Below are 9,548 nucleotides of genomic sequence, written 5' to 3'. Positions count from 1 at the left end.
GTAAGTCCGTGGGAGGATAGGGCGTCGCGCTCGCAAAGGGTGCTCTTCGTATGCCACAGACCCCCGGATCACAGGATCCGGGGGTCTGTGTGCGTTTCAGAGGGCCTGCGCACGGTGCCTCGTGGCGCCGCCGGTGGCGCGTGCATAGGCGGTGGAGGTGGCACGGCTGGTGCGCGGTCCTTGCGCGGTCCTTTCGTAATGAGGGTCCTCTACGCATCTATGCCCGCAATCTACGCCCGCCTACCGGGGCAGCGTGTTGATTCTGCGCGTCGGGAGGGGGACGCTGGCAGCCGGAGGTATAATGGAGAAGGAGTAGTTTATCCATATGCTCCCCGAAAGGATGGAGGAACGCCCTGTGAGTGACAAGGCGCAAGAAGCAGCGAAAGCGGCTGAATCCGCATTACGCGACAAAGATAGGCTTATCGAATTAACTGACGCGCTCTCGGGGGGATCGCGCCGTGCTCGGCAGAATGCCGCTTCGGCTCTCGCTATCGTGGCGAAAGAATCTCCCGAAACGCTTGTTGTCCATGGGTCGGCTTTTGTCGATGCGCTTAACCGCCCCGAGGCTCAGACGCGTTGGGAATGCCTCGATATTCTGACAATGCTCGTCGATCGTGACTCCCGCACCTGCGATAGGGCAGTGCCTGGTGCCGAAGCAGCCCTTTTCGACGAAGAGAGTGGCTTGGTTCGCCTTGCTGCCATGCGTTTCCTTTGCAGATTGGGAGCGACGACTGAGAATCGGTCTGAGAAGGTGTGGCCGCTGATCGACGAAGCAATTCAATGCTGGCACGGAGATCTCGAATTTCAGGATATGCTTATAGCGGTGGCTGATTTCTCGACAGGAAAATTGACTCCTCTGGTGAAAGAGGAGCTGGAATCGCGCATGAAATTCGATGCCGAGAACGGTAAAGGTGCGCTTAGGCGACGGGCTCGGCAGATCGTCGAGAATATCCAGGCGAAGTAGTTTCGTCTTTCCGATTTCGCGACGGGCTGGTGCTCGTCGCTTATTGCGTCATTCAACTCTTTCGCGCGAGGGTTTGCCGGTGACGGCTTTTCGACGAAGAGAGTGCGAGGGAGCGCGCCTGTTGCAGGAGGTTCGATGCTGCTTGTTTGAGGGGATGCGCGTTCGATAAGGTTCCGTTTCGAGGGAAGGTTCGTTCATGACCGAAAAGTCCAATCGCTTCGCTGCGTCGCTTGAGGTTGGCGATGCGGCATATACCTACTATCCGGTTTCGGCAATACCTGGTTCCGAGACGCTACCCTATTCGCTGACGGTGCTTTTGGAGAACGTGCTGCGCACTGCGGAAAGCGAGCAGGCGGCCGAAAAGCTGGCGGAGCGTATTGTTGCTGCAGGCAATGCGGGCGAAGTGGGCAGCGAAGTGGAATTCAGTCCGGCGCGCGTGCTGTTCCAGGACTTCACCGGTGTGCCGGTGTTCGTGGATTTCGCCGTCATGCGAGAGGCCTGTGCGGAATTGGGGGGCGATCCGGCGAAGATCAACCCGCAAATACCTTGCGATCTTGTGATCGACCATTCCGTCATCGCCGATGCAGCCGGATGTGCGGAGGCTCTTCGACAGAACATGGACTTGGAGTTCTCGCGTAACAAGGAGCGCTACGACTTCCTAAAATGGGCCCAGGAGTCGTTCCGGAACGTTCGTATCGTGCCGCCGGGGGCGGGCATTTGCCATCAGCTGAATATCGAGCAATTCGCGCATGTCGTGATGACTTCGGATGCGGCGGGCGTGCGACGGCCTGACGACGAGGCTCCGGTCGCCTACTTCGATACGCTGGTGGGCACGGATAGCCATACGCCAACCGCGAACGGTATCGGCGTGCTAGGTTGGGGCGTGGGCGGCATCGAGGCCGAAGCGGCAGCGCTGGGCCAGCCGATTACGACGTTGGTGCCCCAGGTAGTGGGTGTCAGGTTGACCGGAGAGCTGTCCGAAGGCGTAGCTGCGATGGATGTAGCGCTGACTTTCGCGCAGATGCTGCGGGAAAAGGGCGTGGTCGGATGCTTCGTGGAGTGCTTTGGCCCCGGGCTTGACAGCTTGAACGCCACGCAACGCGCCTGCATTGCCAATATGACACCCGAGTATGGCAGCACCTGCACGTTGTTCCCGGTGGACGATGCAACGCTTGCCTATCTGCGCCTGACGGGTCGCAGCGACGAGCAAGTGGCGTTGGTCGAGGCGTATGCGAAAGCCCAAGGTTTCTGGAACGACCCTGCGGCACCGGTGCGTACGTATGCAGAGGTGATCGAGCTGGATCTAAGCACCGTCGAGTGCTCGCTTGCCGGTCCGTCTCGCCCGCATGACCGCATCCCTCTGTCTGACGTGCAGGAGCGCTTTTGCAGCGTATGTGACGAGCGGGGACTCGATCGAGCCAAGACGGTTTCCGTGGATGTCGCGGGCGAGGTTCGCGAGCTTGGACATGGCGCTCTTGCAATTGCTGCGGTAACCAGCTGCACCACGGCTACCGATCCACGCATGATGCTGGCATGTGGACTGGTGGCCCAGAAGGCGGCGGCAGCAGGTTTGGTGCCGCGTCCGTGGGTAAAATGCGTGTTGGCTCCTGGTAGCAAAGCGACCGAGCTGCTACTGGACCGCGCCGGACTTATGGATGGCTTGCGCCGCTTGGGATTCTACACGTGCGGGTTCGGATGCATGAGCTGCATCGGCAATTCGGGCCCCATCCTGGACGCTTTGCATGAGGCAGCAGACAGTATCGAGCTTGCCAGCGTGTTATCGGGCAATCGCAACTTCGAAGGGCGCATCTCGCCTGATGTGTCGCAGAACTACCTAGCAGCTCCCGCTCTGGTCGTCGCCTATGCGCTTGCGGGCACGATAGATGTGGACTTGGAGCACGACGCGCTGGGCATGCGCGATGACGGCACTCCAGTGTACTTGGCCGATATTTGGCCTACGGACGACGAGGTGTCCGCATTGGTGACGGCGCATGTCGATTGCGATTTGTACGAGGAGGGCGCACGCGGGCTGTACGACGGCGATGCTGCTTGGCAGGCGCTGGGTTCGGAGAAGAGCGCTACGTTTGCCTGGGACGAGGCATCGACGTATGTACGCCGCGCGCCTTACTTTGACGGTATGGAGCGCGAGCCGTCCGCACCGGCTCCGGTGGAAGGCGCACGGGCGCTTGCCCGTCTGGGCGACTTCATCACCACCGACCATATCTCGCCAGCTGGGTCGATTGCAGCCGATTCGCCGGCAGCCCGTTACCTTGAGGAGCGGGGCGTTGTGCCGTCTGACTTCAACACGTACGGCGCGCGCCGCGGCAACCACGAGGTGATGATGCGCGGCACGTTTGCGAATGTGAAGCTGCAGAACCTGCTGGCTGCGGGCAAGAAGGGCGGCTGGACGTACGACTTCCTGACAGAGGACATACGTCCGCTGTTCGATGTGGCCATGAGCTATGAGGCTGCCGGGGCACCTCTTGTCGTGGTGGCTGGTAAGATGTACGGCAGCGGTTCGTCGCGCGACTGGGCGGCTAAGGGGCCGGCGCTGCTGGGCATCCGCGCTGCGTTCGCCGAGAGCTTTGAGCGTATCCATCGCTCCAACCTTATCGGCATGGGTATCCTACCGCTGCAGTTTGCCGAAGGCGAGAGCGCTGCGAGCTTGGGGTTGGATGGTTCTGAAACCTATACCGTTGAACCGGTTGATTTCGGCGGAGGCTTGCCGGAACCGCGCATAGCGGAGGTGCGCGCCGAGCGTGCGGACGGGACGACGACAACGTTTGAGGCAACGGTGCGCGTAGATACGCCCACGGAGGGCCGTTACTACGAAAACGGCGGAATTCTTCCCTACGTGCTGCGAAGCTTATTGTAAAGATAGGGCAACGCTGGCGCTCGGCTGCGATAAGCGGTCGGGCGCTTTGGTGTATAGTAGAGACTTTAAGTAATCGAGGATAACGGGAAGGGATGCCGTGAAACAGACATCCGGGTTCGACGCGCTGCTGGAAGCGCTCAAACAATCAGGCGTAAACATGGACGGCCGCTTCGATGCCGAGGCCGAAGCCCCTGCCGGGGGATCGGGCGGCAACGGGGGAGGCTCGCGTCCGCCGCATGTGCAAGTGGAGCTGCCCTTCGCTGAGCGTATGGCGTCATGGGGTAAGAAGGCTCTCATCATAGCTGCCATCGTCATCGTGATCCTCGGGCTGGCGGCCTATTGGTGGTTCCATCCGCCCATCAATGTTCGTAGCACGGATACCTGGATGTTCGTAGGGGTGTTCATCCTGCTGCCGCTGTTCTTGGTGTTCTGGAGCCGCTCGCGCAGCTACGGAACGGGTACGGGCAAGGTTGAACCGAATCCGGGCAAGTCCAAGGCGTTCAAATGGGCATCGTATGTGCCGGTGGCCGTGGCCCTGGCTGGTGTGGTGGGTGCTATTTTGTCGTTGTCCATCTTCCCGGGCAACGCCGAGAAATACGCCAATGTACTGCAGACTGACACGCTCGATTTTGCTGCGGACATCAAAGAGGCGAACTATTCGGAGATTCCGGTTATCGACCGCGACTCGGCTGTGCTCTTGGGTAACCGCGAGATGGGCTCGATCCCCGACTTTGTGAGCCAGTTCGAGATTTCCCCGCTTTACAGCCAGATCAACTACAAGAGTGCGCCGGTACGCGTAAGCCCCTTGAGTTATGCCGACCTGTTCAAATGGTTCACGAACCGCGAGGCGGGCATTCCTGCTTACTCGCTGGTGAATATGACGACGCAGGATGCCGAGATCGTGCGCTTGGAAGACAATCCTATCCACTATTCGCAGTCCGAGCCGCTTGTACGCAACATCGATCGTCACGTGCAGCTGAGCTACCCGTTCTACATGTTCGATGAGAAGTCGTTCGAAATCGACGAAGAAGGCAAGCCGTGGTGGATATGCCCGGTGCAGACTCGCGCGATCGGTCTGTTTGGCGGTACGACCATCGAGCGCGTGGTCATGGTGAATGCGACGACGGGCGAGACGCAGGATCTGGCGATCGGGGATGTGCCGCAATGGGTCGACCGCGCGTATCCGGCCGAGTTGCTCATCGAGCAGTACAACTGGAGCGGCAAGTACAAAGACGGCTGGCTGAACTCGGTGTTCGGGCAGAAGAACGTTGTGCAGACCACGCCGGGAACCGACGGCAATCTGGGGTACAACTATATCGCCAAGGACGATGACGTATGGGTGTACACCGGCGTGACTTCGGCGACGGCGGACAATTCTATCGTTGGCTTCGTGCTGGTGAACCAGCGCACGGCTGAGTCGCATTTCTACTCGGTGCCGGGTGCAACAGAGGCATCAGCCATGCAATCGGCCGAGGGTCAAGTGCAGAACCTGCGCTACCATGCCACGTTCCCGCTGCTTATCAACGTGTCGAACCAGCCTACGTACTTTATGGCGCTGAAAGACGATGCCGGCCTGGTGAAGCAGTTCGCTATGCTGGACATCCAGCGCTACCAGAATGTGGCGGTGGGCAATACGGTGGCCGAATGCCAGAAGTCCTATCAGGCGCTCTTGGCTACCAACGGCGTGCTGGCCGATGCTGGCGTGGACACGGGCGCGCTTGAGAAGCAGGGCGTGATCGCGCATATCGCCCAGGCGGTCGTCGAGGGCAACTCGCACTTCTACGTGAAGCTTGCCGACGGCAGCGCCATTTACGATTTCACCTTGCCCGGCCTGATCGAGATCGTTGGCTACAAGGAAGGCGACCCCATTGCGTTCACCTACCTCGAGGCCGAGCCGACGAACCCTGTCGAGGAGATCCTCAAGGCTGACGGCACGGCTGCCAATACGGCCAAAGACGCCCAATCGACGGGTAATGCGCAAGGAAATACTGCGTAAGGGTTGACAAGGGGTGCAAGGGCATTAGAATGTAAAAGCTGCTTTAACTTGAGCAGTACGCAAAAAGAATGTTCCGCTGCCCAAGACAGCAGGTACCGAAAGGTTTAATCGCAGCGATGCGGCCCGCCGAGGTGGTTGTATAAGTTTCGTGCTTAGACGACCCCCGCTGTCAGGTGACGGCGGGGGTCGTTCCTTTTTTCAGGCAACGATCCCACCCGCGAGGGGCGGAACCCGAGCTTGAGAAGAAGGAGGTGTACTACATGCCCAACGCAAAGAACCAAGATACGCTGGTCAAGATCAAGGAAGACCTAGAAGGCGTTTCCGCTGTATGGGTCGTGGATTACTGCGGCCTGACGGTGAAGGAGATCCAGGCGCTGCGCACGCAGATCCGCGAAGCCGGTGCAAGCCTGAAGGTGTACAAGAATACCCTCATGCACATTGCCCTGGCCGAAAACGAGCTGCCTACGCTGGATGACATGCTGGAAGGTCCGAGCGCGTTCGTGTTCGCTGGCGAAGACGTGGCTGCTGCTGCTAAAGCTGTCAAGACCTTTGCTAAGACGAACCAGAACCTTGAGATCAAAGGCGGTTTGATGGAAGGTGCAGCCGTTAGCGCTGCAGAGGTGGAGGCTATTGCTTCCCTGCCGTCCCGCGAAGAGCTCCTCGCTCAGATTGCCGGCGCTATTTCCGGTGTTGCGCGCGGTCTCGCTGTTTCTCTCAACGGCGTGTCGAGCGGTCTTGCCCAGGTCACGAAAGCCGTGGCCGATCAGAAAGCAGCTGCATAGTTGCAGTGTTGGCGGCATGAAGTATGTCGCTTGACGTTACGAAAAAGAAGAGGTCGGAATCTCCGGCCGTTTTGAAAGGAAACGAACATGGCTGTTACTCGTGAAGAGATTATCGAGGCCCTGAAGGAAATGTCCCTGCTCGAGGCTTCTGAGCTGGTTAAGGATATCGAGGAGACCTTTGGCGTGTCCGCCGCCGCTCCGGTGGCCATGGCCGCTGCCCCGGCTGCCGAGGCTGCTGCCGAGGAGAAGACCGACTTCGACGTTGTGCTCGAGGGCTTCGGCGACAACAAGATCGCTGTCATCAAGGTTGTCCGCGAGATCACCGGTCTGGGCCTGAAAGAGGCCAAGGAACTGGTCGAGGGTGCTCCGAAGCCGGTCCAGGAAGGCGCTAACAAGGAGAAGGCCGAGGAGATCAAGGCCAAGCTCGAGGAAGCCGGCGCTGCCGTTACCCTTAAGTAAATTGGCTTCGCTGGCCTAGTGGCCACTGGAGTGGTGTAATGCTGTGAGGTCCCCAGGTGCTCGACCTCGCTCCTCTGCGATTCCCTTGTATGCGAAAGCATGCACGGTGCGCGTTGGAACGAGTTCGGGCGTTCGGGGGCCTCTTGCTGTCTTACTGCCGAGGTACCCTGTTCGAGCCGTGCCGGATAGTCTTAACCTTCTCCTGCGAAATGCTGACGGGACGGCAACGGATCGCAAGGGCAGCAAGGGTCGCGCTATAGTTGAACATCATCAGTGAGAGAGCAATGCGTGCGTACACGCTTGGCAAGGTTGGAAGGAAGCTCATGCAGACCGGATATTTCAACGCCGCTTGGCACGATATAAAGAATTCGCCGGGATGGTTTGGGAAGCTCTTGGTGCTGACCTTGGTGAGCATCATTCCTATTTTTGGATGGATCGTTGTGGCGGGCTATCTGTATGGATGGGCGCGCGATCTCGCGTGGGGCGTGCATGCTCCGCTGCCTGCGCATGTGTTCGGAAACGAGGACGGCAAGCTGTACAGTCGCGGATTCTTCGTCGTGGTCATAGGGCTCGTCTGCTCGCTTATCCCTTGGTTAGTCGAAGTGGTAGGGTCGATGGTAACGGGTGGATATCTGGGGTCGGGCTGGTCCTACCATGCTGGATTCCTGTCGTTCCCCCTAGGCATCGCATCGGGAATAGCTGAGCTGGCGTTCTTCGTCCTCTCCCTTGCGGCAAGCCTTTTTGCCGTGTTCTTCTCCTGGGTTGGCGCGATGCGCGCGAGTATTTACGGGCGCCTGTCAGCAGGATTCCAAATCGGGAAGATATGGAATATGGTGCGCCATGACTTCGGCGGAATACTGCGGATCCTGGGTATGTTCCTCTTGCTGTTCGCGGTGATAGCGGTCGTGACGACGGTGCTCGTGCTGTTGGCAGCGTTCTTGTGCTTGATTATCGGGTTCTTTGCGACCGGTGGCAACATGAACATCAACGCGAGCCGTCCTGATGCGGCGATCATGGGAATGGTCTTTGCGGTTGGCGGCGTGGCAGTGCTGCTGTCCGTGGTGGCGGGATTTGCCTCGATGGCGGTTTCGCTGTTCGTTATGATGATGGTTGCGCGAGCCCTCGGCTACTGGACCAAGCAGTTTGATGTGCCGGCATGGCGCGGACAGGACGATCCGATGCCCTTCGAGCTGGCGGGCGGTTCAGCTGGCTTTGGGCAGCAGCCTCCCTTGGGCCGGTAGCTTCGAGGTCTTGAGGACTGGACCACTGGGCGTGCTCTGCTCTGGCAGACTGCGGCGATGAACATCCCTTCGACAAAGAGGGCCCCTTGCGGGGCCTTCTTTGTCGAAGGGATGGCTTCGGCTAAGAAACCGGGCTCTCTCCGTACACCTGTTCTTTGGTGTAATAGCCTGAATCGATGAGGATGGTGTCGATGTTCTCTTTCGTGACGAGTTTCCCCGTGATGAGGTTGGAGTCTACGCCGCCCTCGGTTCCGTTGTCGAACTTGGTGTTCACGTTGACGGGATCGTCTTTTGCTAAGTTCACCGCTTCGTTCACGGCGGTGTTCGCCAGTTCTTTGAGGTTCATGTACATGGTGACGTTCTGCGTGCCTGCTGCGATACGACGTACGGCATCGAGCTCCGCGTCCATGCCGGTGATGACGACGGGAGCCGTAAGGCCCAGTTCGTCCAGGGCGGCACGGCAAGCACCGGCGATTTTGTCGTTGGGGGCGAGGATGGCATCGACCTTGTTGCCGTTGGCTGTTACGGCATCGAGCGTGATCTGCTTGGCTTCGTCGGCTGACCACTTCGTTACGGCTTTATCGGCGATGATGTTGATGTCGTCGAGAGGCTCGATGTAGCGCATGGCGCCCTCGTAGAGCAAGGCGGCGTTGAAATCGCCCGGATCTCCTTGGAGCAGCAGATAGTCGCCGGTGTAGACGGTTTCGGAGAGATATTGGCCGAGGATCTGGCCGATACGACCGCTGTCATAGCCCACGAAGAGATCTAAGTCCTGGTTGGTGATGAGGCGCGCGTAGTTGACTACCTTCACTCGGTGCTCTTTGGCGTAGCTGATCACCTCGCCCATGTCGTCGACGTTGCGAGGCGTGACGATGAGCGCATCGATGCCGCTGTCGATGAGTTCCTTACAATCTTCGGTCTGGGTTTTCGGTTCGTCGGTCTTGTTGAGGCGTGTTTCGATGCCGACACCTAGCTCTGCTGCTCGCTCTTCCATGTATTCGAGCTCGTTTTGCCACCGGGCCGCCTCGCCGACACCGAACGATACGCCGATCTTCGGAGCAGCGTTCTTGGCCTGCTCCTGGGTGCTGCATGCGCTGAGAAAGCAAACGATTGCGAGCATTGTCGCACACGCTGCAATGCAGACAGGAAGGGAGCTCCCTCTCCATCCATCTGTCGAACGCATAGTGCATGAAGATGTTCGCAAGAACTGGGCTTATAACGCCGCCCTGCG

At 59.1% G+C, this 9,548-nt stretch carries 7 protein-coding genes and 1 other annotated feature; of the genes, 6 read left to right on the top strand and 1 reads right to left on the bottom strand.

Going from position 1 to position 9,548, the window contains the following annotated elements:
• Window positions 1–355 precede the first annotated feature (355 nt).
• From RR842_RS09400 to RR842_RS09375, 6 genes are all read left to right on the top strand, one after another.
• Window positions 356–964: a hypothetical protein gene (locus tag RR842_RS09400; protein ID WP_332554227.1), complete on the top strand. Its 609-nt coding sequence runs from the start codon at window positions 356–358 to the stop codon at window positions 962–964.
• Window positions 965–1,160: 196 nt separating this feature from the next.
• The gene (gene acnA, locus RR842_RS09395) at window positions 1,161–3,839 is read left to right on the top strand and encodes an aconitate hydratase AcnA (RefSeq protein ID WP_332729572.1); all 2,679 of its coding nucleotides are present in this window, start codon (window positions 1,161–1,163) and stop codon (window positions 3,837–3,839) included.
• A gap of 97 nt (window positions 3,840–3,936) precedes the next feature.
• The gene (locus RR842_RS09390; protein ID WP_332729570.1) at window positions 3,937–5,835 is read left to right on the top strand and encodes a Tat pathway signal sequence; all 1,899 of its coding nucleotides are present in this window, start codon (window positions 3,937–3,939) and stop codon (window positions 5,833–5,835) included.
• 61 nt (window positions 5,836–5,896) lie between these two features.
• Window positions 5,897–6,036 (top strand) — a sequence feature (ribosomal protein L10 leader region).
• Between the two features lie 59 nt (window positions 6,037–6,095).
• Window positions 6,096–6,617: a 50S ribosomal protein L10 gene (rplJ, locus tag RR842_RS09385; RefSeq protein ID WP_332513894.1), complete on the top strand. Its 522-nt coding sequence runs from the start codon at window positions 6,096–6,098 to the stop codon at window positions 6,615–6,617.
• Window positions 6,618–6,704: 87 nt separating this feature from the next.
• Complete coding sequence (gene rplL / locus RR842_RS09380; protein ID WP_332513893.1) at window positions 6,705–7,076, top strand: 50S ribosomal protein L7/L12; 372 nt, start codon at window positions 6,705–6,707, stop codon at window positions 7,074–7,076.
• Between the two features lie 323 nt (window positions 7,077–7,399).
• Window positions 7,400–8,317, top strand: coding sequence for a DUF4013 domain-containing protein (locus RR842_RS09375; RefSeq protein ID WP_332554223.1), 918 nt, complete (start codon window positions 7,400–7,402; stop codon window positions 8,315–8,317).
• 121 nt (window positions 8,318–8,438) lie between these two features.
• On the opposite strand, the gene RR842_RS09370 is transcribed toward RR842_RS09375, so the two are convergent.
• The gene (locus tag RR842_RS09370) at window positions 8,439–9,437 is read right to left on the bottom strand and encodes a substrate-binding domain-containing protein (RefSeq protein WP_332729568.1); all 999 of its coding nucleotides are present in this window, start codon (window positions 9,435–9,437) and stop codon (window positions 8,439–8,441) included.
• Window positions 9,438–9,548 lie beyond the last annotated feature (111 nt).

It is taken from the genome of Gordonibacter sp., from assembly GCF_036667095.1.
Classification (GTDB): Bacteria; Actinomycetota; Coriobacteriia; order Coriobacteriales; family Eggerthellaceae; genus Gordonibacter.
The sequence above is the reverse complement of the archived record's forward strand: the minus strand, read 5'-3'. Positions and strand labels throughout refer to the sequence as shown.

Bases quoted from the DNA above. Each gene is read 5' to 3' on its own strand.
- RR842_RS09375 (WP_332554223.1), top strand. From the start codon at position 7,400: ATGCAGACCGGATATTTCAACGCCGCTTGGCACGATATAAAGAATTCG.
- acnA (WP_332729572.1), top strand. From the start codon at position 1,161: ATGACCGAAAAGTCCAATCGCTTCGCTGCGTCGCTTGAGGTTGGCGAT.
- rplL (WP_332513893.1), top strand. From the start codon at position 6,705: ATGGCTGTTACTCGTGAAGAGATTATCGAGGCCCTGAAGGAAATGTCC.
- rplJ (WP_332513894.1), top strand. From the start codon at position 6,096: ATGCCCAACGCAAAGAACCAAGATACGCTGGTCAAGATCAAGGAAGAC.
- RR842_RS09370 (WP_332729568.1), bottom strand. From the start codon at position 9,437: ATGCTCGCAATCGTTTGCTTTCTCAGCGCATGCAGCACCCAGGAGCAG.